22 protein-coding genes are annotated in these 24,241 nt (G+C 70.4%); 9 read left to right on the top strand and 13 right to left on the bottom strand.

Translation table 11 applies throughout. The features are described 5' to 3' along the window. Positions 1-13: 13 nt before the first annotated feature. Both ACFVT5_RS22255 and ACFVT5_RS22260 read right to left on the bottom strand, forming a co-directional pair. Positions 14-757 (bottom strand): amino acid ABC transporter ATP-binding protein, encoded by a 744-nt coding sequence (locus ACFVT5_RS22255; protein WP_389890470.1) that lies wholly within the window; start codon positions 755-757, stop codon positions 14-16. 137 nt (positions 758-894) lie between these two features. Further along, complete coding sequence (locus ACFVT5_RS22260; RefSeq protein ID WP_389890473.1) at positions 895-1,344, bottom strand: DUF6278 family protein; 450 nt, start codon at positions 1,342-1,344, stop codon at positions 895-897. 222 nt (positions 1,345-1,566) lie between these two features. On the opposite strand from ACFVT5_RS22260, the gene ACFVT5_RS22265 reads away from it, so the two are divergent. Further along, positions 1,567-3,360, top strand: a complete 1,794-nt coding sequence (locus tag ACFVT5_RS22265; protein WP_389890760.1) for an SGNH/GDSL hydrolase family protein — start codon at positions 1,567-1,569, stop codon at positions 3,358-3,360. 57 nt (positions 3,361-3,417) lie between these two features. Here the strand turns inward: ACFVT5_RS22265 and ACFVT5_RS22270 are convergent, their stop codons facing one another. The 4 genes from ACFVT5_RS22270 to ACFVT5_RS22285 form a co-directional block, all read right to left on the bottom strand. After that, positions 3,418-4,197, bottom strand: coding sequence for an exodeoxyribonuclease III (locus ACFVT5_RS22270; protein WP_389890476.1), 780 nt, complete (start codon positions 4,195-4,197; stop codon positions 3,418-3,420). 70 nt (positions 4,198-4,267) lie between these two features. Next, entirely contained in the window at positions 4,268-4,900 is a 633-nt protein-coding gene (locus tag ACFVT5_RS22275) for an MBL fold metallo-hydrolase (protein WP_389890478.1), read from the bottom strand. A 54-nt stretch (positions 4,901-4,954) separates the two neighbouring features. Next, positions 4,955-6,247 (bottom strand): 4-carboxymuconolactone decarboxylase, encoded by a 1,293-nt coding sequence (gene pcaC / locus ACFVT5_RS22280; RefSeq protein WP_389890481.1) that lies wholly within the window; start codon positions 6,245-6,247, stop codon positions 4,955-4,957. A gap of 51 nt (positions 6,248-6,298) precedes the next feature. Then, positions 6,299-7,351: a LacI family DNA-binding transcriptional regulator gene (locus tag ACFVT5_RS22285; RefSeq protein ID WP_389890484.1), complete on the bottom strand. Its 1,053-nt coding sequence runs from the start codon at positions 7,349-7,351 to the stop codon at positions 6,299-6,301. Positions 7,352-7,491: 140 nt separating this feature from the next. On the opposite strand from ACFVT5_RS22285, the gene ACFVT5_RS22290 reads away from it, so the two are divergent. Continuing rightward, positions 7,492-8,349 carry a sugar phosphate isomerase/epimerase family protein gene (locus tag ACFVT5_RS22290; RefSeq protein WP_389890763.1) on the top strand — a complete coding sequence of 286 codons (858 nt, stop codon included), beginning with the start codon at positions 7,492-7,494 and terminating at the stop codon, positions 8,347-8,349. Positions 8,350-8,459: 110 nt separating this feature from the next. Here ACFVT5_RS22290 and ACFVT5_RS22295 read toward each other — a convergent pair whose 3' ends face one another. The 5 genes from ACFVT5_RS22295 to ACFVT5_RS22315 are packed head-to-tail and all read right to left on the bottom strand — an operon-like array spanning position 8,460 to position 13,424. Then, a complete protein-coding gene (locus tag ACFVT5_RS22295) occupies positions 8,460-9,479 on the bottom strand; it encodes a Gfo/Idh/MocA family protein (protein ID WP_389890487.1) in 1,020 nt (339 codons plus the stop codon). A 26-nt stretch (positions 9,480-9,505) separates the two neighbouring features. Further along, a complete protein-coding gene (locus ACFVT5_RS22300; RefSeq protein ID WP_389890489.1) occupies positions 9,506-10,408 on the bottom strand; it encodes a sugar phosphate isomerase/epimerase family protein in 903 nt (300 codons plus the stop codon). Next, the gene (locus tag ACFVT5_RS22305; protein ID WP_389890492.1) at positions 10,408-11,316 is read right to left on the bottom strand and encodes an ATP-binding cassette domain-containing protein; all 909 of its coding nucleotides are present in this window, start codon (positions 11,314-11,316) and stop codon (positions 10,408-10,410) included. The genes ACFVT5_RS22300 and ACFVT5_RS22305 overlap by 1 nt, the downstream gene beginning before the upstream one ends. 9 nt (positions 11,317-11,325) lie before the next feature. Further along, entirely contained in the window at positions 11,326-12,399 is a 1,074-nt protein-coding gene (locus tag ACFVT5_RS22310; protein ID WP_389890495.1) for an ABC transporter permease, read from the bottom strand. A gap of 5 nt (positions 12,400-12,404) precedes the next feature. Further along, positions 12,405-13,424 (bottom strand): sugar ABC transporter substrate-binding protein, encoded by a 1,020-nt coding sequence (locus ACFVT5_RS22315; RefSeq protein ID WP_389890498.1) that lies wholly within the window; start codon positions 13,422-13,424, stop codon positions 12,405-12,407. Positions 13,425-13,745: 321 nt separating this feature from the next. Here ACFVT5_RS22315 and iolC point away from each other — a divergent pair, with 321 nt between their 5' ends. The 6 genes from iolC to ACFVT5_RS22345 all read left to right on the top strand — a co-directional run bounded on the left by iolC (position 13,746) and on the right by ACFVT5_RS22345 (position 20,987). Then, complete coding sequence (gene iolC / locus ACFVT5_RS22320) at positions 13,746-14,702, top strand: 5-dehydro-2-deoxygluconokinase (RefSeq protein WP_389890501.1); 957 nt, start codon at positions 13,746-13,748, stop codon at positions 14,700-14,702. A gap of 67 nt (positions 14,703-14,769) precedes the next feature. Further along, the gene (locus ACFVT5_RS22325) at positions 14,770-15,648 is read left to right on the top strand and encodes a deoxyribose-phosphate aldolase (protein ID WP_389890503.1); all 879 of its coding nucleotides are present in this window, start codon (positions 14,770-14,772) and stop codon (positions 15,646-15,648) included. Positions 15,649-15,758: 110 nt separating this feature from the next. Continuing rightward, the gene (gene iolB, locus ACFVT5_RS22330) at positions 15,759-16,640 is read left to right on the top strand and encodes a 5-deoxy-glucuronate isomerase (RefSeq protein ID WP_389890505.1); all 882 of its coding nucleotides are present in this window, start codon (positions 15,759-15,761) and stop codon (positions 16,638-16,640) included. 7 nt (positions 16,641-16,647) lie between these two features. Next, entirely contained in the window at positions 16,648-18,522 is a 1,875-nt protein-coding gene (gene iolD, locus ACFVT5_RS22335) for a 3D-(3,5/4)-trihydroxycyclohexane-1,2-dione acylhydrolase (decyclizing) (protein ID WP_389890508.1), read from the top strand. 29 nt (positions 18,523-18,551) lie between these two features. Then, positions 18,552-20,054 (top strand): CoA-acylating methylmalonate-semialdehyde dehydrogenase, encoded by a 1,503-nt coding sequence (locus ACFVT5_RS22340; protein WP_389890511.1) that lies wholly within the window; start codon positions 18,552-18,554, stop codon positions 20,052-20,054. Positions 20,055-20,264: 210 nt separating this feature from the next. Continuing rightward, entirely contained in the window at positions 20,265-20,987 is a 723-nt protein-coding gene (locus ACFVT5_RS22345) for a GntR family transcriptional regulator (RefSeq protein ID WP_389890766.1), read from the top strand. A gap of 39 nt (positions 20,988-21,026) precedes the next feature. Here the strand turns inward: ACFVT5_RS22345 and ACFVT5_RS22350 are convergent, their stop codons facing one another. Together ACFVT5_RS22350 and ACFVT5_RS22355 are read right to left on the bottom strand one after the other, a co-directional pair. Then, a complete protein-coding gene (locus ACFVT5_RS22350) occupies positions 21,027-22,064 on the bottom strand; it encodes a Gfo/Idh/MocA family oxidoreductase (protein WP_389890514.1) in 1,038 nt (345 codons plus the stop codon). 113 nt (positions 22,065-22,177) lie between these two features. Then, positions 22,178-22,969: a TIM barrel protein gene (locus ACFVT5_RS22355; RefSeq protein ID WP_389890517.1), complete on the bottom strand. Its 792-nt coding sequence runs from the start codon at positions 22,967-22,969 to the stop codon at positions 22,178-22,180. A gap of 230 nt (positions 22,970-23,199) precedes the next feature. Between ACFVT5_RS22355 and ACFVT5_RS22360 the strand changes: the two genes are divergently transcribed. Next, positions 23,200-24,228, top strand: a complete 1,029-nt coding sequence (locus ACFVT5_RS22360) for a LacI family DNA-binding transcriptional regulator (RefSeq protein WP_389890519.1) — start codon at positions 23,200-23,202, stop codon at positions 24,226-24,228. Positions 24,229-24,241: the final 13 nt, after the last annotated feature.

Raw genomic sequence — 24,241 nt, forward strand, 5'->3', positions numbered from 1 at the left:
GTGTCACCCCCCGTCAGTGCTTGAGGATCTTGGAGAGGAAGTCCTTGGCGCGCTCGCTCTCGGGGCGGGTGAAGAAGTCCTCCGGGGTGCGGTCCTCGACGATGCGGCCGTCGGACATGAAGACGACGCGGTTGGCGGCGGACCGCGCGAAGCCCATCTCGTGGGTGACGACGACCATGGTCATGCCGTCGCGGGCGAGTTGCCGCATGACTTCGAGGACTTCGTTGATCATCTCCGGGTCGAGTGCCGATGTCGGCTCGTCGAACAGAAGCGCCTTCGGGTCCATCGCCAGGGCACGGGCGATGGCCACGCGCTGCTGCTGGCCGCCGGAGAGCTGTGAGGGGAACTTGTCCGCCTGGGTGGCGAGTCCGACCCGGTCGAGGAGTTGACGGGAACGCTGGTCGGCCTCGGTCTTCTTGCGTCCGCGGACCTTGGTCTGGGCGAGGGAGACGTTCTGCAGAACGGTCTTGTGGGCGAAGAGGTTGAACGACTGGAAGACCATGCCGACCTCGGCACGCAGTTTCGCCAGGGCCTTGCCCTCGTCGGGCAGGGGTTGACCGTCAAGACGGATGGAACCGGACTGGATCGTCTCAAGCCTGTTGATCGTTCTGCACAATGTTGATTTCCCCGACCCCGACGGGCCGATGACGACGACCACCTCCCCCTTGCCGACGGTGAGGTTGACGTCCTGAAGGACATGCAACGTCCCGTAGTACTTGTTCACGTCGTGCAGTTCGATCAACGGATCGACGGCCATGCCCTGCCCTGCCCACTCTCGGCGGTTGGTCCGCGCAAACTATCCACCGCAATATGGGACTTAACGGACGACACGCACGTATGGACATTAACCGTATTTGCCGCAGTTGAGTTACTTGGCGTACGAGATGGCCGGGTTCACGCCTCGGCGGCCTCGGCGTAGACCTGGAACAGTTCGGGGGCGCCGTTGATGGCCCAGTCGAGGCCCGCCTCCACGACATGGATCTCGCGCCCGGAGGCGAGCCGCACCCCGGGGTGACCACCCGGCCACACATGCCAGACGGCACCCGGCACGGTACGGACGATGACCGAACCGAGGTACAGACCCGCGTCGTTGCCCAGCCAGGGCAGTACCTCGGGGTCGTCGCGCCAGCGCGGCGGGAGTTGGTCGAGGGCGTTCAACGACGCGGCGGTGTCGTCCAGTTCGAGCCCCGCGGCACTCGCCTGGGAGCGCAGCAGTTCGCACTCCGAGAAGAGTTCACTCACGCCCTCCGGGTCGTTCTCGAACACGGCCGCGAGTCCGTCGCCGCTGTCGGATGACTGCCGCTTGCGCCACTTGTCCAGGAAGTCCAGGAAGGGGATGTTCATAAGCCCAGCGTGACATTCGTACCGGCTGTCGCACCACAGGCGCGCGGGACACGGCTGTTGGACGAAGTCCGTGCCGAAGTCCGCGACGGAGTTCGCGCGTCGCGCGTTGACGCGTACCTGCTGGCTCTTTAGCTTCTTCAGTCACGTGTGATGTCAGCTGTCCGTGGCCGATTCGTCACCGAGTGGGACGAAAGGGCCATGACCGAGCGGGAGGAGTCGGTGATGCGCCGGCACATGTGGTGGGGTTCGGCGGCGGCGCTCGCCCTGGTCGCGGCGATCGCGGCACCGGTACCGGCCGCGGCGGCGACAGCGGCACGCGTACCGTCCCGCGCACCGGCCCCCGTCTCCCTCGACCAACTCTTCGACAACCGCGCCGTCAGCGACGACGACCGCCCGGGGGACGCCGACTTCGACGGCTCCGGCGCCTCCCTGTCGGCGGGCGACCTGGCCGCGGCGGGATGGACGCCGGGCCGCTCCCTCACCGTCGAGGGCGCCCGGCTGACCTGGCCCCGGCGGACCGCCGGCGAGCCGGACAACGTACGCGCCGACGGCCAGTCCGTCCGGCTGCGGGGACGCGGGGACGCGCTCGCCTTCCTGGTGGCCGGCACCGGAGGCGCCCCGGCCGGCGGCGCGGGCACGGTCCGCTACCGCGACGGTTCACGCGGCACCTACCGGCTGACCGCGCCCGACTGGCGCCTCGGCTCACTCGCCACGAAGGCCGTCGCGCTCCCGCATGTGAACACCCCGGACGGTCAACTCGCCGAGCGGGCAAAGCTGTACGTTGTGACGGTGCCCCTGATCCGGGGCCGCGAGGTCGAGTCGGTGGCGCTGCCGCGCGACGCGGGCCCCGATCTGCATGTGTTCGCGCTGTCGGTGCGTACGGCGACGACCGGTTGGACCGGCACCTGGTCGGCGTCGACGGCGACCTACGCCACGGTGGGACCCTGGACCGACCGCACGCTACGACTCGTCGCGCACACCTCCGTCGGCGGGCCCCGGGTGCGGATCCACTTCGACAACACGTTCGCGTCGGCGCCGGTACGGATCGGGAGCGCCACGGTCGCCGTGCGGGGGACGGGCGCGGGCGCGCGGAGTGCCCCGGTCCGGCTGACGTTCGGCGGCGGGCGCGGCACCGAAGTCCCCGCGGGCGCCCAGGCGTTCAGCGATCCGCTGGCCTTCCGGGTGGAGCCGGACAGCGATCTGCTGGTGAGCTTCCATCTGCCGGGCACGGTGACGGCGGCCCCGCTGCACCGGGAGGCCGTGCAGGCGTCGTACGTGAGCGGGCCCGGCGACCACACGGCCGACGCGGGCGGGGACGCGTATCCCTCGACGATCACGACCTGGCCGCTGCTCGCCGGGATCGACGTGAGCGGCGGGCCGGGGTCCGTGGTACTGCTCGGTGACTCGATCACGGACGGGGCACGGTCGACGCAGGGCGCCAACCGCCGCTGGCCGAACGTGCTCGCCACCCGACTCCTCAACCAGCGCGACGTCCCCCGTTACGGCGTCCTCAACCAGGGCATCTCGGCGAACCGGGTGGTCGCCGACCGGTACCCCGGCGACGGTGTCTCCACGGACTCGGGCGGGGTGAGCGCGCTGCACCGCCTCGACCGTGATGTGTTCGCGCAGCCGTCGGCCCGTACCGTCATCGTCTTCCAGGGGGTCAACGACGTCCGCTGGGGCACGTCCGCCGATGACGTGATCGCCGGGCTGCGGGAGATCGCCGGGCGAGCCCACGCGCGCGGGCTGCGGGTGCTCGCGGCGACCATCGCGCCCTGCGCGGGCGAAAGCCTCTGCACCCCGGACGCCGACGCGCGGCGGACCGCGATCAACGCCTATCTCCGGGACAACGGCGGTGACTTCGACGCCGTGCTCGACTTCGACCGGGTGCTGCGGGACCCCGCGCAGCCGTCGCGGATCCTGCCCGCCTACGACAGCGGGGACCATCTGCATCCCGGCGACGCGGGGCTCGCGGCGCTCGCCGACTCGGTGGACCTGCGGCAGCTCAGGCCCTGACCGGTACGGGACCAGGACCTGACCGGTACGGCAGCCCGCCTGACCGGTCGGGCGGGCTCAGACGTCCAGGTCGACGACCACCGGCGCGTGGTCGGACGCGCCCTTGCCCTTGCGCTCCTCGCGGTCCACATACGCGTCGGAGACGGCCTTCGCGAACGTCTCGTTGCCATAGACCAGGTCGATGCGCATGCCGCGGTTCTTCGGGAAGCCGAGCTGGCGGTAGTCCCAGTAGGTGAAGGGGTGGTCGTACTTCAGCGGGCGCGGCATCACATCGGTCAGGCCCGCCTCGCGCAGGGAGGCGAGGGCCGCCCGCTCGGCCGGGGTGACATGGGTGGCGCCTTCGAAGAGGCTGATGTCCCAGACGTCGTCGTCGGTCGGCGCCACGTTGTAGTCGCCCATCACCGCGAACGCCCTGCTGCCCGCCGCGTCGCCCGCGACGGCCGCCTTGAGGGCCTCGAACCACTGGAGCTTGTAGGCGTAGTGCGGGTGCTCGACCTCGCGGCCGTTGGGCACGTACACCGACCAGACGCGGACCGGGCCGCAGGTCGCCGAGACCGCGCGGGGTTCCTGCACGCCGTCGAAGCCCGGGTCGCCGGGCAGGCCCTTGACGATGTCGTCCAGGCCGACGCGGGAGATCACCGCCACGCCGTTCCACCGGCCGGTGGCGTGGACCGCCGACTCGTACCCCAGCTCGCGGAGTTCGGCGGCCGGGAACTGCTCCTCGGTGGTCTTGGTCTCCTGCACGCACAGCACGTCGGTGCCGCTGCTCTCCAGCCAGGCGAGGAGCCTCGGGAGGCGCGCGGTGATCGAGTTCACGTTCCAGGTCGCGATGCGCATGCCTCACAACCTACCCGGCGGGTACGACAACGGGCCCGGACCCCTTGCCGTGCCCGGACGCTCGCGGTGCCTAGACGCTCGCGGTGCCGCCAGGAGCGAGGCGCAGGTGTTCGGCGCCGCCGAGTGCGCCGATCTGGCGGTCGTAGATCGGCCGGGCGAGGTCGGTGAGGAGGGCGTCGTGGATGTCGTACGCGCGGCGCGGCTTGACCTCGCGTACGTAGTCGATCACCTCGGAGATCTTGTTCCAGGGCGCGTGCACGGGGAGCATCAGCGTCTCCACGGGGTGGTCCGGGACCGTGAGGGCGTCCCCGGGGTGGAACAGCGACCCGTCCACGAGATAGCCGACGTTGGTGATGCGCGGGATGTCCGGGTGGATCACGGCGTGCAGCTCGCCGTGCACCTGGACGTCGAATCCGGCGGCCGTGAAGGTGTCGCCGTGACCCACGGTGTGCACACGGCCGGGGAACGCGGCCGACACCTGTTCGGCGACCGACTTCAGCGTCCAGATCCGGGCGTCCGGGTTCGCTTCGAGGCCCGCCCGCAGCCGGTCCTCGGCGAAGTGGTCGGGATGCTCGTGGGTGACGAGGACGGCGTCCGCGCCGACCGCCGCGTCCTCCTCGCTGTAGGCGCCGGGGTCGATGACGAGGACCTGACCGTCCTTCTCCAGGCGGACACACGAGTGCGTCTTCTTGGTGAGCTTCATGGTGACCATCCTGCTGCGTTCGGGAGCCACGCGCGCGGGTTCACGCCGCCGGGCTCACTCCTGCGGAGTGGTCTCCTCACGGATCACTTCCTGGACCACCCGGAAGGCGCTGTTCGCTGCGGGCAGCCCGCAGTACACGGCCGCCTGGAGCAGGATCTCCTTGATCTCGTCCGGGGTGAGGCCGTTGCGCAGGGCGGCACGGGTGTGCGCGGCCAGTTCGTCGAGGTGACCGCCCGCGACGAGCGCCGTGAGCGTGACGGTGCTGCGCAGCCGACGATCGAGACCGGGCCTGGTCCACACCTCGCCCCACGCGTACCGGGTGAGAAGCCGCTGGAAGTCACCGGAGAAGTCGTCGGCCGACGCGAGTGCCCGGTCGACGTGCGCGTCCCCCAGCACCTCGCGCCGCACCTTCAGACCCTCGTCGTACGGGTCGGCCCTGCCGTCCGTTTCGGGCTGTCGCGCGGGGGGTTCGATCTCGGCCATGCCCATGGTCGCGGTCGGCGAGTCCCCGGAGGGCGCGACGACGGCGGCCGGGATCGCGATCTGTCCGGTCGTGTCGGGAGCGGCCTGCCAGGCGGCAGAGAAGTGCCGTACGAGCAGGTCGGTGACCGCCGCGGGCTGTTCGACGGGGGCCAGGTGGGAGGCGCCGGGGACGACCGCGAGCCGGGCGTCGGGGATCCCGGCGACGAGCGTACGGGCCTCGGCCGGGCCCGTGACCTGGTCCTCGGAGCCGACCAGGACCAGGGTGGGCACCCCGATCCGGCCGAGCGCGGCCCGTACGTCGAAGGAGGCCAGCGCCTCGCAGGCCGCGATGTAGCAGCCGGGATCGGTGGTACGGACCATCTGCACGGCCCACTCGGTGATCGCGGGCTGGGCGGCGGCGAAGCCCGGTGTGAACCAGCGGTCGGGCGAGGTACGGGCGATCGGGTCGAGGCCGTTGCTGCGGACGATGACACCGCGCTGACGGAACTCGTCGGCCGAGCCGAATCGGGGCGACGCGGCGATCACCGCGAGCGACGCAACCCGGTGCGGATGACGCAACGCCAGATCGAGGCCGATGGCGCCGCCGAACGCGCAGCCCGCGTAGCCGAAGCGGTGCACGCCCAGGTCGTCGAGGAGCGCGAGCAGCCGGTCGGACAGCTCGCCGACGGCCGTGGCGGCGTGGGCGGGCGCCCCGCCATGGCCGGGCAGGTCGAACCGCAGCACCCGCCACTGTCTGGTCAGCTCGGGTATCTGCCGGTCCCACATATGCCAGGTCGTGCCGAGCGATGGCCCGATCACCAGGGTGGGTGCGTCTTCGGGCCCGTCGGAGCGGTATTGCAGAGGTCCAGTCGTCGTCTCACTCACCCGCTCACGCTCCCATATCTCACATTTTCCTACGGGAGCGGGTCGGGACACTCACGAGACTTCCCCAGGTGGCCGGTCCGGCGCGGCGGTGGTGGTGCGTACCAACAGGCGTGGTGGGAGTACCACTTCGCGGGGGGTCGTGCGGCCGTGGTCGAGGCGTTCGACGGCCGCGGTCACGGCGTGCCGGGCCAGGTCCTCGGCGCTCTGGCCGACCGTGGTGAGGTCGAAGCAGGTCATCCGGGACAGGGCGTCGTCGTCGTAGCCGACGAGGGACACCCGGTCGGGGACGGCGATACCGGCTCCGCCGAGGGTGGTGAGGATGCCGATGGCGCACCGGTCGTTGAACGCCACCACCGCGGTGGGTGGTTGGCCCGCTTCGAGGAGGTGTCGGGCGGCCCGTTCACCCGCCGCCTCGGTGCGGTCGCCGCTCAGGACGCGGATGTGTGCGTCCAGCCCATGGCGGCGCATGGCATTGCGGTAGCCGCGGCGGCGGTCCGTGGCGATCACGCCCTTGCCGCCGTCGACATGGACGATCTCCCGGTGTCCCAGCTCCACCAGATGGTCGACGACCTGGCCGATGCCGTCCTCGTCCGCGCTGCGCACGACGTCCAGGCTCGCGTCGGCGATCCGGCGGCCGACGGCGACGACGGGGACCTTCCGGTCCAGCGCCTTGAGGGTGGCGGCGGGTGCGGTCGGGCCGAGCAGGATCAACGCCTCGCAGCGGAAGGCCAGCAGGGTCTCGACGGCGGTGTTCTCGTCGCGGGTCCGGGTCTGGGTGCTGAGCACCAGGTCGTAGCCGATCTCCTCGGCGGCCGTGTGCAGGCTCTCGACCAGTTCGGCGTGGAAGGAGCTGTGGATGTCGACCATGACGCCGAGCTGCCGGCTGCGCCGGCGGGCCAGCAGGCTGGCGTTGCGATCGGCGCGGTAGCCGAGTTCGGCGGCGGCCTTCAGGACCCGCTGCCGGGTGCGCTCGCTGGGGCCCGGCACATCGCGCAGGACCAGCGACACCGACGCCGTGGACAGACCCACGCGCGCGGCGACGTCCTCCAGCCGGGGACGCGCGCTCGCGCCCGCGCTGTCGGGCCGGGCGTCAGAGCCTGCCACGTCCACCTGCTTCTCCTCGTCCGGTTCGCGGGGCGCGACACCCTTGACACACCCGAGCGGCGCGTCTCATAGTACCCATGCTTAAAGCGCTTTAAAAAGACCTGTTGGCAGGACAAAGTCTGAGGGCTGTGACACCCACCATGAAGATCGCACTCGACCCTTACATGATCCGCGACGTACCCCTCCTCGAACTTCCCGCCGTGGTGGCCGAGTTGGGGTACGAGTGGATCGAGCTGTCCCCCCGCGAGGACTTCATCCCCTTCTTCCGGCACCCGCGCGTCGACGACGGCACGGTCCGGCGGTTCCGCACGGCGCTGGAGTCGGCAGGGGTCGGTATCTCCTCGCTGTTGCCGCTGTTCCGCTGGTCGGGACCCGACGAGGACGACCGACAGGCCGCCGTGCGGTACTGGAAGCGCTCCATCCAGATCGCCGTGGACCTCGGCGTCACCAGCATGATCTCGGAGTTCAACGGCCGTCCCGAGGCCGCGGAGCGCAGCGAGGGCCAGTTCTGGAAGTCGCTGGAGGAACTGCTGCCGCTCTTCGACCGCGAGGGCATCCAACTCGTCCTCGAACCGCACCCGGACGACTTCATCGAGAACGGCCACGACGCGCTCCGTCTGATCCGCGGCATCAACCACCCACGGGTGTCGTTCCTTTACTGCGCCCCGCACACCTTCCACATCGGCGACGACGCGCCGGGGATCATCTCGCACGCGGGTGACCTGCTGACCCATGTGCATCTCGCGGACGCCTTCGACCACACGGCGTCCTCCGGCAACCGCTACATCCTCAACCCGCCCGGTACCCCCGCGCGCATCCATCAGCACCTGGACATCGGTCAGGGCGAGGTCGACTTCGACGAACTCTTCCGCGAGCTGCGGGCGAACGGTTTCGACGGCACGCTCACGGCGTGTGTCTTCGCGTGGGAGGAGCGGGCGAGGGAGTCTTCCGTCTTCATGCGGCGGAAGATCGGCGAGTACCTCGCCGACTGGGCCTGAACCCGGCCGAGTTGCCGGCGTCCGGGCCCGACAGGTCGGGGCGGGAGCAAGGACATTCCTTGCTCCCGCCCCGTGCCGGTTCCCGTTCCGTGCGGGTTCGCGCTCCGTCGTCAGCGGTAGAAGGCCGGCCGGTCGATCAGTTCGACCTCGACCCTGCGGCCCTCCGCCAAGGCGCGGACGCCCGCCTCGGCGACGGCCGCCGCCGCGTAACCGTCCCAGCAGCTCGGCCCGGTGACCTCGCCACGGCGGGTGGCGTCCACCCATGCCTGGACCTCGCGGTCGTACGCGTCTTCGAAGCGCACCACGAAGTCCGGCGCGACGGTGCCGCCCCAATGACCGTCCGTCTCGGTGACCAGGGCGTGTCCCTCGCCCATACGGGCGGTGCCGCGCTCGCAGACCGCCTCCGCCTTCACCTGGTAGCCGAAGCCGCAGTTCAGGAAGATCTCGACGTCGACCAGGGCGCCGCCGTCGGTCTCCATGATGACGAACTGCGGGTCCTGAAGGCCCTCGGGGGCGTTCGACGAGGGCCGTGGGCGCAGCACCGTGATCGCGGTGATCTCCTGATCGAGGAGCCAGCGGGTCACGTCCATCTCGTGAACCACCGAGTCGCTGATGACCATGTCGCCGGTGAAGAAGGACGGGGACTGCGCGTTGCGGTGGCGGTTGTGCAGCATCAGCGGGCGGCCCAGGCGTCCACTGTCGAGGAGCGCCTTGAGTTGCACGTACTCGACGTCGTAGCGCCGCATGAAACCGACCTGGACCCGCCGGTGGCCGAGCCGCTGTTCGGCGTCGAGTACCCGCAGCGCTGAGGCCGCGTCGGGGGTGAGCGGCTTCTCGCACAGCACCGGGAGGTCGTGGCTGAAGGCCGTGAGCAGCGCCGCCTCGTGGGCGGGCCCGGGTGAGGCGATGAGGACGGCGTCGACGTCGGCGGCGGCCATCGCCGCCGCCGGGTCGGTGTAGGCGGTGCAGCCGTCGATGTCGTCGGCGAGCCGCTTGGCCCGTTCGGCGTCGATGTCCACGACGGCCGTCACGCGCGCGCCGCTGGTCACCTCGCTGATCCGGCGTACGTGGTCGGCGCCCATCCGCCCGGTGCCGACGACGGCGATTCCGAGAGTTCCACGCTGAGTCATGGTGGTGGGTGGTCCCTTCGAGTGGATCAGGCGCCGCAGGAGCGGAGGAACTGACGGGTGCGTACGGCGATCGGCAGCGGCTTGTCCGGCGGGCAGGGGTACATGTCCTGCTCGACGATGGCGAACAGTTCGACGCCCAGGCGCTGGGCGGCGGTCAGGACGGGCTCCAACGCGGGTACACCGGACGGGGGTTCGCACATCACGCCACGCTGCACGGCGGGTCCGAAGGGCACCTCGTTCGCCTGGACGTCGGCGAGGATCTCCGGGTCGACCTGCTTGAGGTGCAGATAGCCGATGCGCTCGCCGTAGGTCTCGATGAGCTTGACGCTGTCGCCGCCGCAGTAGGCGTAGTGCCCGGTGTCCAGACAGAGGTTGACCAGGTCGGAGTCGGTCGAGTCGAGGAAGCGTTCGACGTGTGCCTCGGTGTCGATGTGCGTGTCGGCGTGCGGGTGGACGACGATGTCGAGGCCGTAGGTCTCCTTGACCTCGTGGCCGAGCCGTTCCGTGCCCTTGGTGAGATGGGCCCACTGCTCGGCGGTCAGTTCCGGCGGCTCGATGATCTCGGCGGTCTTGTCGTCGCGCCAGAAGGAGGGGATCACCACCAGGTGTTTCGCGCCCATCGCCCGGGTGAGCGAGGCGACTTGGCCGACGTGCTCCCAGGTGGCGTCCCAGACGGCGGGGCCGCGGTGCAGCGAGGTGAAGACCGTACCGGCCGAGACCTTGAGGTTCCGCTTGGCCACCTCGTCGGTGAGGCGGGCCGGGTCGGACGGCAGATAGCCGTACGGGCCCAGTTCGATCCACTCGTAGCCCGCGCCGGAGACCTCGTCGAGGAATCTCTCCCATGGCACCTGCTGGGGATCGTCCGGGAACCACACGCCCCAGGAGTCCGGCGCGGAGCCGACGCGGATGCGGTGCAGGGGGGTCGTCATCAGGGGGTCCCTTCGGTGGCCGCGGCGGTGATCCTCAGGTCGGACTCCTCCGGCAGTTTCTCGACGTCGACACCACGGACCTGCGCCAACTCATGCTTGAGCGCGGCGAGTTCGGCGCCGCCCGCCATGTGGTTGGTCAGCTCTTCCAGGGTCACCTCGTCGCGGTCGGCGCTGAGGTCCATGGTGCCGAGGCGCAGCACGCTGAAGTGATCGCCGACCATGTAGGCGTGGTGCGGATTGTGGGTGATGAAGATGACGCCGAGGCCACGCTCGCGGGCGGCGGCGATGTACTTCAGCACGACCCCGGACTGCTTGACGCCGAGCGCCGCGGTCGGTTCGTCCAGGATGAGGACGCGGGCGCCGAAGAAGACGGCGCGGGCGATGGCCACGGACTGGCGCTGGCCACCGGAGAGGGTGCCGATGGGCTGGTCCAGGTCGTCCAGGACGATGCCCATGGCGCGCAGTTCCTCGTCGGCGGTCCGCTTCATCCGCGCGATGTCGAGGCGCCGTAGCGGCCAGGGGCCGCGGGTCATCTCGGAGCCGAGGAAGAAGTTCCGCCAGACCGGCATCAGGGGCACGGTGGCGAGGTCCTGGTAGACGGTGGCGATGCCACGGTCGAGGGCCTCGCGCGGGGTGCCGAAGTGCGCCGGCTCACCGTCGACGAGGAAGTCACCCTCGGTGTGCCGGTGCAGCCCCGAGACGATCTTGATGAGGGTGGACTTGCCCGCGCCGTTGTCGCCGAGTACGCAGGTCACCTGGCCGGGCCGGACGGACAGGTCGACGCCGTGCAGGGCGCGGATGTTGCCGTACGACTTACCGATCCCGCGGAGTTCGACGACGGGAGTGCCGTCCCCGGGGGCTGTTTCCTTGACGGGCGCCGCGCTGGGCGAGGATCCGTTGGTTGTCATGGGATCAGATCACCTCCGGGTCGCCTGGCGGCGGACCCACAGATTGACGAGGGCGGCAAGCAGAAGCATCACGCCGAGGAACGCCTTGAACCAGTCGGGGTTCCAGTTGGCGTACACGATGCCCTGGGAGACCATGCCGAAGATGAAGGCGCCGATGACGGGCCCGACCGCGGAGCCGTAGCCGCCGGTGAGCAGGCAGCCGCCGATGACCGCGGCGATGATGTACAGGAACTCGTTGCCCACGCCCTCACCGGACTGCACGGTGTTGAACGAGAACAGCAGGTGCATCCCGACGAACCAGGCGCCGGCGCCCACGCCCATGAACAGGGCGATCTTGGTGAAGTTGACGGGCACGCCGACGGCGCGGGCGCTCTCCTTGTTGCCGCCGACCGCGAAGATCCAGTTGCCGATCTTGGTGCGGAGCAGCAGCCAGGTGGCCGCCGCCGCGAAGATCAGCCAGTAGAAGATGGTGATCTTGAAGTTGACCCCGCCGATGCCGATCTCGGAGGCGAAGACCTTCTTGGCCTGGTCGAAGCCGTCCATGTCGCTGATCGAGTCGCTGGCGACATTGCCGGTGAAGAGTTTGGTGACGGCCAGGTTGGCGCCTTGCAGGATCAGGAAGGAGCCGAGGGTGATGAGAAAGCTGGGCAGTCCCGTCCGGACGAGCAGATAGCCGTTGAACGCGCCGACGGCGAGCGAGGCCACCAGGGCGACGACGACGCCGGTCCAGACATTGGTGGAGAGCTGGAAGCTGAGGATGCCCGCGGTGAGCGCCGAGCTGGTGACGGCGACACCGGCGGAGAGGTCGAACTCGCCGCCGATCATCAGCAGGGCCACGGGGATCGCCATGATGCCCATGACCGACGCCTGGTAGAGCACGGTGGCCAGGGATCCGGCGTCGCGGAAGGCGGGGGCCACCGCGAAGAAGAACGCGTAGACGGCGATGGCGGCGATGAGGGCACCGATCTCCGGGCGGGCGAGCAGCCGCCGCGCCAGAGACCGGTCGGCGGTTCGGCCGTCCTTCGGGGAGGCCGGCGGGGCCGGCGACGAGGGACTCGCCGCCGGGGCCGTTGCTTGGGTCATCGCGGTCACCTGGTGCCCTTCGCGGCGAACTTGGCGATGGTGTCGACATTGGACTTGTCGACGAACGCCGGTCCGGTCAGCACCGGCGCCACACCGCCGCCGCTGAAGTTGCCGTTGGTCTTGTAGAGCCACAGGGAGTCGACCGAGAGATAGCCCTGGAGGTAGGGCTGCTGGTCGACGGCGAACTGGATACTGCCGTCCTTGACGGCGTTGACCAGGTCCTTGTTGAGGTCGAAGGTGGCGACCTTGGCCTTGCTGCCCGCGTCGGCGACCGACTGCACGGAGGTCAGCGCGAAGGGGGCGCCGAGGGTGACGACGTAGTCGATGGAGTTGTCCTGCTTGAGCTTGGCGGTGACCGTCGACTTCACGGACGGCATGTCGGCGCCGGTGACGTAGAGGTTGTCGGTCTTGCCCTTGAAGGTCTTCTTCACACCGGCACAGCGGGCCTCCAGGGCGACATGGCCCTGCTCCTGGATCACACAGATGTTGCGCTTGGCGCCCAGTTCGTTGAGCTTGTTGCCCAACGCCTCACCGGCGACGGTCTCGTCCTGGCCGAAGTAGGAGAGGATCCCCTGCTTCTGCCAGTCGTCGAGCCCGCCGTTGAAGGCGACGACGGGTATCCCCGCCTGCTTCGCCTTGGCGACGACGTCCTTCATCGCGTCCGGCTTGGCCAGGGTGACCGCGATGCCGTCGACCTTCTGGTCGATCGCGTTCTGGACCAGGTTGGCCTGGTTGGCCGCGTTGGGGTCGCCGGAGTAGACCAGCTTGACGTTGTCCTTGGCGGCGGCGGCCTCGGCGCCCTTGCGGATGGTGTCCCAGAAGGTGTCGCCGGGAACCGCGTGAGTGACCATCGCGATGGTCATACGGGGTGTGTCGGCCTTTCCGGCGGATGTGCCGGTCCCGCTCTCCTCGGCCTTCTTGCCGCCGGAGCTGCTGGAGCAGCCGGCGACGAGCAGCATCGAGACTGCGGCCACCGCGACGAGCGGGACGACTCTGCGGGAGCGGGGGTGAAGCGTGCGGTCCATCTTTCCAGCACCTCACTGTGGGACGAGGGAAAGGGAGCAAGAGGGTTCCGGGCACCGGGCCCGGACGAAAGCACGGACCGGACGAAAACCCGGGCCGGGGAGCCCAGGTCATGTGCCGGTGACGCGGCTGTTGCGTTGGGACGGGATACAAGTCCCCGTTGCACCCGCCTGTCAATAGTTTGTTAAGACATCATTTCACAAGCAGGTACGAATGTCAGTACAAACTATTGACATGAGGTGGGGTCGAGCCCTACACCTGAGACACCGCACCAGGCCCACCTGGCCCCGGGGTGCCCGCATCCCCCGCCTGAGGAGACGCGCATGCCTGAGACCCCTGAAACCTTCGACCTGATCACCATGGGACGCATCGGTGTCGACCTCTACCCCCTGCAGACGGGGATTCCGCTGTCCCAGGTCGAGTCGTTCGGGAAGTTCCTCGGCGGATCGGCCGCCAATGTCGCGGTGGCCGCCGCCCGCCTGGGCCGCTCCACCGCGGTGATCACCCGGACCGGCGACGACCCGTTCGGCGGCTATCTGCACCAGGCGCTGGGGGAGTTCGGCGTCGACGACCGCTTCGTCACCCCCGTCGCCGCCTACCCCACGCCGGTCACGTTCTGCGAGATCTTCCCGCCGGACGACTTCCCGCTGTACTTCTACCGGCAGCCGAAGGCCCCCGACCTGGAGATCCACGCCGACGAGCTGGACTTCGCCGCGATCCGTGCCGCGCGCGTCTTCTGGATCACCGGCACCGGGCTGAGCGAGGAGCCCAGCCGCTCCGCCACGCTCGCGGCGCTGACGGAACGCGCCAAGTCGGGCACCACGGTCTTCGACCTGGACTGGCGCCCGATGTTCTGGAAGGACCCCGACGCCGCCCGGCCGTTCTACGCCGAGGCACTGCGCCACAGCACCGTGGCCGTCGGCAATCTCGACGAGTGCGAGGTCGCCACCGGCGTACGGGAACCCCGGGCCTGTGCCCAGGCACTCCTTGACGCGGGCGTCGAGCTGGCCGTCGTCAAGCAGGGCCCCAAGGGCGTGCTCGCCGTGCACCGCGACGGCACCAGCGCCGAGGTGCCGCCGGTGCCGGTGGAGGTCGTCAACGGCCTCGGCGCGGGTGACGCGTTCGGCGGCTCGCTCTGCCACGGACTGCTCTCCGGCTGGGGACTTGAGCGGACCATGCGCTACGCCAACGCGGCCGGCGCCCTGGTCGCGTCCCGCCTCGCCTGCTCCTCCGCGATGCCCACCGCCTTTGAGGTCGAGGACCTCGTCGCGCGCGGCTGACCGCCGCCGCGACCGACGCCGCCGACCGACACCGGTGACCGACGCCACCCCCCGAACGGAGCTTCCCTTGACCATCAGCATCCCCGACCTCGTCACGGTGCGCGCCCGGCACCCGGAGGCCATCGCCGAAGCGGCCCACCGCCGCACCCGCCGCCCGCTGATCGGCGACAGCGGCCGGCTCATGATCGTGGCGGCCGACCACCCGGCGCGCGGCGCCCTCGGCGTGGGCGATCGGCGGCTGGCCATGGCCAACCGCGCCGACCTCCTGCAACGCCTCTGCACGGCGCTGTCACGACCGGGCGTGGACGGTGTGCTGGCGACCGCCGACATCCTGGAGGACCTGCTGCTCCTGGGCGTGCTGGAGAACAAGGTCGTCATGGGATCGATGAACCGCGGCGGCCTCGCGGGCGCGTCCTTCGAGATGGACGACCGCTTCACCGGACACCGCGCCGAGGACATCGAGCGGCTCCGATTCGACGCGGGCAAACTGCTGCTGCGCATCGACTACGAGGACCAGGGCTCCCTGAACACCCTCCAGTCCGCGGCCCGCGCGATCGACGAGATGGCGGCACGGAAACTGCCGCTGTTCGTCGAGCCGTTCCTGTCGCGCCGGGTCGACGGCACCGTCCGCAACGACCTGAGTGCCGAGGCCGTCACCCGTTCCATCGCCATAGCCTCGGGCCTCGCGGGCACCTCCGCCTACACCTGGCTGAAGCTGCCGGTCACCGAGGACCCCGACGACATGGCCGAGGTCCTGGAGACCTCGACCCTGCCGACCGTGCTGCTCGGCGGCGAGGTCGGCAGGGACCAGGACGGCGCGTACGAGCGCTGGCGCAAGGCGCTGCGGCTGCCCACCGTGCAGGGTCTGGTCGTGGGCCGCTCGCTGCTGTACCCCGCCGAAGGCAGCGTGGAGACCGCGGTGGACACCGCGGTCGGCCTGCTCTGACCCGCCCACCAAGAATTCTGACTCGCCGCATCAAGAATTCTGATCCGCCGCATCAAGAATCTCGCCACCTCAAAAAATCTCGCCACGTCGAAGTTCTGGAGAACGGCATCATGACGACCACGCACCATCTGCCCGCGGGAAAGGCGGCGGACGGCCTCTACACGGTGGACATCTCCCCCGAGTCGGCCGGCTGGGGCCACGCCGCCCTGCGTGTCCTCGAACTGGCCCCCGGCGGCTGGCACTCCTTCGACACCGGTGACAGCGAATGGATCGTGCTGCCGCTCTCGGGTTCCTGCACGGTCGCCACCGCCGGAGAGACCTTCCGCCTCACCGGGCGCAAGAGCGTCTTCAGCGGGGTCAGCGACTTCGCGTACGTACCGCGTGACGCGCAGGTCTCCCTCGCCTCACGCAATGGCGGCCGGTTCGCGCTCACCGGCGCCCGCTGCGCCGAGCGGCTGCCCGCCCGTTACGGGCCCGCTTCGGGTGTCCCCGTGGAGCTGCGCGGCACCGGCGGTTGCTCCCGGCAGGTGAACAACTTCGGTGCCGCCGGGGTCTTCGCGTGCGACAAGCTCATCGCCGTCGAGGTGATCACACCGGGCGGCAACTGGTCCTCGTTCCCGCCGCACAAGCACGACGAGGACCGGCCCGGTGAGGAGTCCGAGCTGGAGGAGATCTACTACTTCGAGTTCGCCGACCACGAGGGCACCCCCGGCCTCGGCTACCAGCGGGTCTCACCCTCCGGCCACGGCCGGGGCACCGACGTGCTGGCCGAGGTGCGCGGCGGCGATGCCGTACTCATCCCGGACGGCTGGCACGGCCCGTCGATGGCGGTGCCCGGCCACGACATGTACTACCTGAACGTGATGGCGGGTCCCGGTGCCGAGCGCTCCTGGCTGATCTGCGACCACCCCGAACACGCCTGGATCCGCGACACCTGGCCGGACCAGCCGGTCGACCCCCGACTCCCCCGCTACACCGCTCCGTCCCAGTGAGGTCCCGATGAGCCAGTCAACGCGCCGCCTGACCGTCGCCCAGGCGCTGGTGCGCTTCCTGTCCGCGCAGTACAGCGAGCGCGACGGTGTACGGCACCGGCTGATCGCCGGCACCTGGGGCATCTTCGGCCACGGCAATGTCGCCGGCATCGGCCAGGCGCTCCTTGAGGCCGGCGAGGAGTCCATGCCGTTCCACCAGGGCCGCAACGAGCAGGCGATGGTGCACGCGGCCGTCGGCCACGCCCGGCAGCTCAACCGGCTCTCGGCACAGGCGGTCACCACCTCCATCGGGCCCGGCGCCACGAATCTGGTCACCGGCGCCGCGCTGGCCACCGTCAACCGGCTCCCGGTACTGCTGCTGCCGGGCGACTACTTCGCGACCCGCGCCGCCGACCCGCTGCTCCAGCAGTTGGAGCACCCGGTCGAGGCCGATGTGTCGGTCAACGACACGCTGCGCCCGGTCTCCCGCTTCTTCGACCGGATCACCCGCCCGGAGATGCTGATCCCCGCCGCGCTGAGCGCGATGCGGGTCCTCACCGATCCGGCCGAGACCGGCGCCGTCACCCTCGCCCTGCCGCAGGACGTGCAGGCGGAGGCGTACGACTGGCCGGAGGAGTTCTTCGCCGAGCGCGTCTGGCGGGTGCGCCGCGCCGCTCCCGATCCCCGCGAACTCGCCGACGCCGCGGCGGCGATCCGGGCCGCCCGTCGCCCGCTGATCGTCGCGGGCGGCGGGATCCACCACAGCGAGGCCGAGGACGCGCTGAAGGCGCTGGTGGACGCCACCGGCATCCCCGTCGCGTCCACCCAGGCGGGCAAGGGCTCGCTGCGTCACGACCACCCGGCCGACCTCGGGGGCATCGGCCACACCGGCACCGCCGTCAGTGACGACCTCGCCCGCACCGCCGACCTGGTCATCGGTGTCGGCACCCGCTACACCGACTTCACCACCGCGTCCGGCACCCTGTTCCGGCACCCTGGGGTGCGGTTCGTCAACCTCAACGTCGCCGCCTTCGACGCGCACAAGCTCTCCGCGCACCCGCTGGTCGCCGACGCCCGGACGGGCCTTGAGGCCCTGACCGCCGCACTGGACGGGCACCGCGTGGAAGCGGCGTACGAGGCGGAGTACCGGGCGGGCAAGGAGCGCTGGGAGCGGGTCGTGGACGCCGCCTACCGCGCCGACGACGACAGCGCGGTGCCTACCCAGACACAGGTACTCGGCGCCCTGGACGGCGTCGTGGGCGACACCGACGTGATCATCAACGCGGCCGGTTCGCTCCCCGGCGATCTACACAAACTGTGGCGGTCCCGCTCACCGCGCCAGTACCACCTGGAGTACGGCTACTCCTGCATGGGCTACGAGATCCCGGCGGGCATCGGAGTCCAGCAGGCGGCCCCCGGCACGCCCGTGTGGTCGCTGGTCGGCGACGGCACGTATCTGATGATGCCGACCGAGATCGTCACCGCGGTCCAGGAGAGGCTGCCCGTCAATCTGCTCCTGATCCAGAACCACGGGTACGCCTCCATCGGCGGTCTGTCCGAGTCGGTCGGCGGCGAGCGGTTCGGCACCGCCTACCGCTACCGCGCCCCGGACGGCACCTTCACCGGAGCGCCGCTGCCGGTGGACCTCGCCGCCAACGCCGCCAGCCTCGGCATGGACGTCATTCGCGCCAAGACCGTGGGCGAACTGCGCGACGCGCTCACCGCGGCCCGCGCTTCGGACCGGCCGACCTGTGTGTACGTCGAGACCGATCCGACGCCCACCGCCCCCGCCGCGCAGGCGTGGTGGGACGTGCCGGTCGCCGAGGTGGCGTCCCGCGAGGCCGCCGTGGCCGCCCGCACGACGTACGACCGCCAGGTCACCGACCGCCGCCGGCACCTCTGACTCCCCCGCTCACGAAAGGTTCCCGCACCATGAAGACCCTCACCCACTGGATCGGCGGCAAGCCCGTCGAGGGCGCCTCCGGGCGCTTCGGCCCGGTCTACAACCCGGCCACCGGCGCCCAGGAGAAGCAGGTCGCGTTCGCCACGGTCGACGAGGTCGACACCGCCGTGGCCACGGCCGTGGCCGCGTTCGAGAGCTGGGGCACCGCCTCGCTGGCGAAGCGCACGGCGGTCCTGTTCAAGTACCGCGAACTGCTCGACGCCCACCGCGACGAGATCGCCGAGCTGATCACCGCCGAGCACGGCAAGGTGCACGCGGACGCGCTCGGTGAGGTCGCGCGCGGCATGGAGATCGTGGAACTGGCCTGCGGTATCTCCGAGAAGCTCAAGGGCGAGCTGTCCACGCAGGTCTCGACCCGGGTCGATGTGGCGTCGATCCGTCAGCCGATCGGTGTCGTCGCGGGCATCACGCCCTTCAACTTCCCGGCCATGGTGCCGATGTGGATGTTCCCGCTCGCCATCGCGTGCGGCAACACCTTCATCCTCAAGCCGAGCGAGAAGGACCCGTCGGCGTCGTACCGGCTGGCGGAGCTGGCCTCGGCGGCGGGGCTGCCGGACGGTGTGCTGAACGTCGTGCAGGGCGACAAGGTCGCCGTCGACCGGCTCCTCGAACACCCGGACATCGCCGCGGTCTCCTTCGTCGGCTCGACACCCATCGCCAAGTACATCCAGCTCAAGGCCGTCGAGCACGACAAGCGGGTGCAGGCACTCGGCGGCGCCAAGAACCACATGCTGGTACTGCCGGACGCCGATCTGGACTTCGCCGCCGACCAGGCCATCAACGCCGCGTACGGTTCGGCCGGCGAGCGGTGCATGGCGGTGTCCGTGGTCGTGGCGGTCGGCGACACCGGTGACGAACTGGTCGGCAAGATCGCCGAGCGGGCGAAGAACTTGCGGATAGGTCCCGGCGACGACCCCACGAGCGACATGGGCCCGCTCATCACCCGCGAGCACCGCGACAAGGTGGCCTCCTATGTGGAGAGCGCCCGCGCCCAGGGCGCCGAGGTCGTCGTGGACGGTACGGGCTACACCGTCGAGGGACATCCCGAGTGCGCCGACGGCTACTTCCTCGGGGTCTCGCTGCTCGACCGGGTGCCGGTGACGGCGGACGCGTACCGCGACGAGATCTTCGGTCCCGTGCTGTGCGTGGTCCGTACCGACACGTACGACGAGGCCATCACGCTGATCAATTCCTCCCGCTGGGGCAACGGCACCGCGATCTTCACCCGGGACGGCGGCGCGGCCCGGCGGTTCCAGATGGAGGTCCGGGCGGGCATGGTCGGCGTCAATGTGCCGATCCCGGTGCCCGTGGGATACCACTCCTTCGGCGGCTGGAAGGACTCCCTCTTCGGTGACCTGCACATCTACGGCAACGACGGCATCGCCTTCTACACCCAGGGCAAGGTGATCACCACCCGCTGGCCCGACCCGGCGGACGGCGGCATCAACCTCGGGTTCCCGAGCAACTCCTGAGGAGCGGTGGCCGGTGCGGGAGAAGGCGGGAGGCGGCCGGGGGACGCCGGGAGACGAGCCCCGGCGGACGATGCCGGGCCCGCCTCCCGCACCGGCCACCACCGCTCCCCCTTCAATTGTCAGGACAATGTGATGACAAGGGTTCCTGTCAAGCGGTCGGACGGATACGCTCGATCCGTGACCGCCTCCACCCCGGCCGACCTGGACTTCATGCTCGACCGGAACAGTCCTGTTCCGCTCTACTTCCAGCTCGCCCAGCAGTTGGAGTCCGCGATCGAGCGGGGCGTACTCGTTCCGGGCAGCCTGCTCGGCAATGAGATCGAGCTGGCGGGACGGCTCGGGCTGTCCCGGCCGACCGTCCGCCAGGCCATGCAGACCCTGGTCGACAAGGGCCTGCTCGTACGCCGCCGGGGCATCGGCACCCAGGTGGTGCACAGCCAGGTCAAGCGCCCGCTGGAGCTGAGCAGTCTCTACGACGACCTGGAGGCCGCGGGGCAGAGCCCCACGACCCAGGTACTGCGCAATGAGATCCGGCCAGCGTCCCCCGAGGTCGCGGCGGCCCTGGGCATCACCGAGGGCGCGGACGCGCACCGCATCGAGCGGCTCCGCCTCACGCACGGCCGACCCGTGGCGTTCCTGTGCAACTACGTCCCGGCCGGTCTGCTGGAACTGGACGACGCCACGCTGGAGTCGACCGGCCTGTACCGCATGATGCGAGCCGCCGGTATCACCCTGCACAGCGCACGCCAGTCCATCGGGGCCCGCAGCGCCACGGCCGAGGAGGCCGAGCGCCTTGACGAGCCCGAGGGTGCCGCCCTGCTCACCATGCAGCGCACGGCCTACGACGACACCGGTCGCGCGATCGAGTACGGCACCCATGTCTATCGCGCGTCCCGGTACGCCTTCGAGTTCCAGCTCCTCATGCGTGCCTGAGGGGGCTCACCGGTCCTTGAGTCCGTCGGGTGCGTCGTGTCAGTCGCGGGCGTCCACTTCTTCGACCTCGTCGATTCGGACCGGGCCACCCTTGGTCACCGACCGGATGGCGGCCAGGGCGATGGACAGCGCGGCGCGGGCGTCCTCGCCGGTGACCGCCGGGGTCTTGCCGGTGCGGACGCTGGTCGCGAAGTCGGCGAGTTCGGCCACGTACGCGTCATGGAAGAGGTCCTGGTCGTAGGTGACGCACTCGGCGGTCGCGCCGGCCGGGCCGTACGACGTGAGGTGGGTGCGGCGCAGCTCGCCCACGGTGAGCATCCCGGCCGAGCCGAAGACCTCGCCTCGTACGTCGTAGCCGTACACGGCCTGGAAGTTGGCCTCGGCGGTGGCCATGGCGCCGTTGTCGAAGCGGATGGTGACCACGGCGGTGTCGAGCAGTCCCCGGTCCTTGAAGTCGGGGCGGACCAGGGCGTCGGCCATCGCGAAGACCTCGACCGGGGCGGCACCGGGGTTGAGGAACCGCAGCGCGTCGAAGTCGTGGATCAGGGTCTCCAGGAAGATCGTCCACGGCGGGATGGGGGCCGGGTCGACCAGCTTGGGGTCCCGGGTGAGCGACCGCAGTAGCTGCGGGGTGCCGATGGCCCCCGACGCGACCTTGTCGTGCGCGGCACGGAAACCCGCGTCGTAGCGCCGGTTGAAGCCCACCTGGAGCGCCACGCCCGCCTCCCGGGCGGCGGCCACGGCACGGTCGGCCTCGGCGAGGGTGACGGCCATGGGCTTCTCGCAGTAGACCGCCTTGCCCGCCCGTGCCGCCGCCTCTATGAGGTCGGCGTGGGTGCGGGCCGGGGTGACGATGACCACGGCGTCGATCTCCGGGTCGGCGAGGAACGCGGCGATGTCGGTGTACGCCTTCGGACAGTCCAGCCGGTCCGCGAGACGCTGGGCGGCGCCCGGGACGGGGTCGGCGACGGCGGCGAGCCGGGTTCCGGGGATGCGGTGCGCGAGGCTCTCGGCATGGAAGGAGCCCATCCGACCGGCACCGATGAGACCGACGGCGAGGGGCTGCTGAGGGGTCATGAGCGATCTCCGTACGGGGTTTGGAACGGGTGGTTCTGAACGGGGTTTTCGGGATGGAGGGGTTCGGGATGCGGGGTGGGGGGTTCCGAGTCAGGGGCTCGCGGGCCGCGACATCAGGCGGCGGCGGTGGTGAAGGCGGTGCGGAAGCGTTCGAGCGCCAGGTCGTCGTCACCGGAGGCCCACGCCTCCATGGCGACCGTGCCGTCATAGCCGAGGTCCGCGAGGGCGCGGGCGACGGCCGGATAGCTGATCTCGCCGGTGCCCGGCTCGCAGCGGCCCGGCACGTCGGCGACCTGGATCTCGCCGATCAGGCCCCGGCCGTGTGCCCGGCGGACCAGCTCGATGAGATTCCCCTCGCCGATCTGCGCGTGGTAGAGGTCCAGGTTCATCTTCAGACCCGGCCGGTCCACGGCCCCGACCAGGGCAAGGGTGTCGGCGGCCTTGGCGAACGGCACACCCGGGTGGTCGACGGCGGTGTTGAGGTTCTCCAGGGTGAAGACGACCCCGGCGCCCTCGCCCAGTTCGGCGATACGGCCGAGGGTGCGGTGGGCGGCGATCCACATCGGACCGGTGGCCTCGCCCGTCACCGGGTGGACCGGCAGCCCCTGACCGTCCAGTCCGGTGCCGTGCAGATTCAGCCGGGGGCAGCCGAGTTGCCCGGCGGCCTTGATCGACTCCTCGGCCGTGCGCAGCAGTTCCGCCGCGCCCTCCTCGTCGGTGAGGCTGCCCCGGATGTAGCCGGTCATCGAGGAGAAGACCGCTCCGGTGCGCTCCAGCGCGGCCAGATCGTGCCGGGTCCAGTCCCAGATCTCGACCTGGAAGCCGGCGTCGTGGATACGGCGGGCCCGCTCCTCGATCGGCAGGTCACGGAAGACCATCTCGGCGCAGACCGCCAACGTGTACATCGCCACACTCACCCTCCGGGACACCCGCAAAACCAGAACCAGGACTGGAACTGGAACTGGGACCGGAACTAGAACGTTCTAGTCCTTCGGATCAGTAGTACGCCATCGCCTCGCCCCCCTGTCAAGAGCCCTGGGAGTGCGCGACTAGAACGTTGCAGTACGGTGGAACGGCTCACGGCACGCCTGGTCTACGATCGTCGGCCAGAAGGAGATCTCGGCCAGGGAGGGCAGTGGTGTCACCGACATCGGCGGTCCCGGACGGGAAGCGGCCCACCCTCGCCGATGTGGCCGCGCGTGCGGGTGTGTCCACGGCGCTGGTGTCCATCGTGATGCGCGGCGCCAAGGGCGCGGGTGCCGCCACCCGTGAACGGGTCCTGGAGGCCGCGCGGGAGATCGGCTACCGGCCCGACACCCGGGCCCGGCTGCTGCGCAGCCACCGCTCGCGCCTGCTCGGCGTGCAGTTCGGCCTCCAGCACGCCTTCCACGCCGATCTGGTGGAGAGCCTCTACGCGGCGGCCGAACCGGCCGGTTACCAGATCGCCCTGAGTGCCGTGGCGCCCAGCCGTGGCGAACAGCACGCCGTGGACTCCCTGCTCGCCGACCGCTGCGAGGCGCTGATCCTGCTCGGCCCGCAGATGCCGGCGGCGCGACTGGCGGAGCTGGCAGGTCAGTTGCCGGTCGTCTCGGTCGCCCGGCGCCTGCGACCGTCCGCCGGACCGGTGGACGTGGTCCGTACCGCCGACGACGAGGGCGCCCGCCAAGCCGTCGACCACCTCGCGGCGCTCGGTCACCGCGACATCGCGCACATCGACGGCGGCCGGGCCCCGGGCGCCGCCGACCGGCGCCGTGGCTACCTCACCGCCATGGCCCGGCACGGCCTGGCCGATCGCGTCCGCGTACTGCCCGGTGGGCTGTCCGAGGACGACGGCGCCAGGGCCGCCCGTGCGCTGCTCGCCACCCGGGCCCGCCCCACCGCCGTCCTCGCCTTCAACGACCGCTGCGCCACCGGCGCCCTCGACATCTTTCTGCGCTCCGGTGTCCAGGTCCCGGCCGAGATCTCCGTCGTCGGCTTCGACGACAGCCGTCTGGCCCGGCTCGCCCATATCGACCTCACCACGGTGGCGCAGAACATCCCGTGTCTGGCCGAGTCGGCGGTCGCCCGCGCCATCGCACGACTGGAGGACGGACCGGCCCCCGAGGGCGAGATCGTCATCGCCCCGCACCTGGTGATCCGCACCACCACGACCACGGCACCCTGATCACGGATTGCGG

The sequence above is a fragment of the Streptomyces sp. NPDC058001 genome, assembly GCF_042886315.1.
Classification (GTDB): Bacteria; Actinomycetota; Actinomycetes; order Streptomycetales; family Streptomycetaceae; genus Streptomyces.

Bases quoted from the DNA above. Each gene is read 5' to 3' on its own strand.
- ACFVT5_RS22345 (WP_389890766.1), top strand. From the start codon at position 20,265: ATGCTCGACCGGAACAGTCCTGTTCCGCTCTACTTCCAGCTCGCCCAG.
- iolD (WP_389890508.1), top strand. From the start codon at position 16,648: ATGAGCCAGTCAACGCGCCGCCTGACCGTCGCCCAGGCGCTGGTGCGC.
- ACFVT5_RS22295 (WP_389890487.1), bottom strand. From the start codon at position 9,479: ATGACTCAGCGTGGAACTCTCGGAATCGCCGTCGTCGGCACCGGGCGG.
- ACFVT5_RS22340 (WP_389890511.1), top strand. From the start codon at position 18,552: ATGAAGACCCTCACCCACTGGATCGGCGGCAAGCCCGTCGAGGGCGCC.
- iolC (WP_389890501.1), top strand. From the start codon at position 13,746: ATGCCTGAGACCCCTGAAACCTTCGACCTGATCACCATGGGACGCATC.
- ACFVT5_RS22310 (WP_389890495.1), bottom strand. From the start codon at position 12,399: ATGACCCAAGCAACGGCCCCGGCGGCGAGTCCCTCGTCGCCGGCCCCG.
- ACFVT5_RS22260 (WP_389890473.1), bottom strand. From the start codon at position 1,344: ATGAACATCCCCTTCCTGGACTTCCTGGACAAGTGGCGCAAGCGGCAG.
- iolB (WP_389890505.1), top strand. From the start codon at position 15,759: ATGACGACCACGCACCATCTGCCCGCGGGAAAGGCGGCGGACGGCCTC.
- ACFVT5_RS22275 (WP_389890478.1), bottom strand. From the start codon at position 4,900: ATGAAGCTCACCAAGAAGACGCACTCGTGTGTCCGCCTGGAGAAGGAC.
- ACFVT5_RS22290 (WP_389890763.1), top strand. From the start codon at position 7,492: ATGAAGATCGCACTCGACCCTTACATGATCCGCGACGTACCCCTCCTC.
- ACFVT5_RS22305 (WP_389890492.1), bottom strand. From the start codon at position 11,316: ATGACAACCAACGGATCCTCGCCCAGCGCGGCGCCCGTCAAGGAAACA.
- ACFVT5_RS22255 (WP_389890470.1), bottom strand. From the start codon at position 757: ATGGCCGTCGATCCGTTGATCGAACTGCACGACGTGAACAAGTACTAC.
- ACFVT5_RS22355 (WP_389890517.1), bottom strand. From the start codon at position 22,969: ATGTACACGTTGGCGGTCTGCGCCGAGATGGTCTTCCGTGACCTGCCG.
- ACFVT5_RS22350 (WP_389890514.1), bottom strand. From the start codon at position 22,064: ATGACCCCTCAGCAGCCCCTCGCCGTCGGTCTCATCGGTGCCGGTCGG.
- ACFVT5_RS22265 (WP_389890760.1), top strand. From the start codon at position 1,567: ATGCGCCGGCACATGTGGTGGGGTTCGGCGGCGGCGCTCGCCCTGGTC.
- ACFVT5_RS22315 (WP_389890498.1), bottom strand. From the start codon at position 13,424: ATGGACCGCACGCTTCACCCCCGCTCCCGCAGAGTCGTCCCGCTCGTC.
- ACFVT5_RS22300 (WP_389890489.1), bottom strand. From the start codon at position 10,408: ATGACGACCCCCCTGCACCGCATCCGCGTCGGCTCCGCGCCGGACTCC.
- ACFVT5_RS22270 (WP_389890476.1), bottom strand. From the start codon at position 4,197: ATGCGCATCGCGACCTGGAACGTGAACTCGATCACCGCGCGCCTCCCG.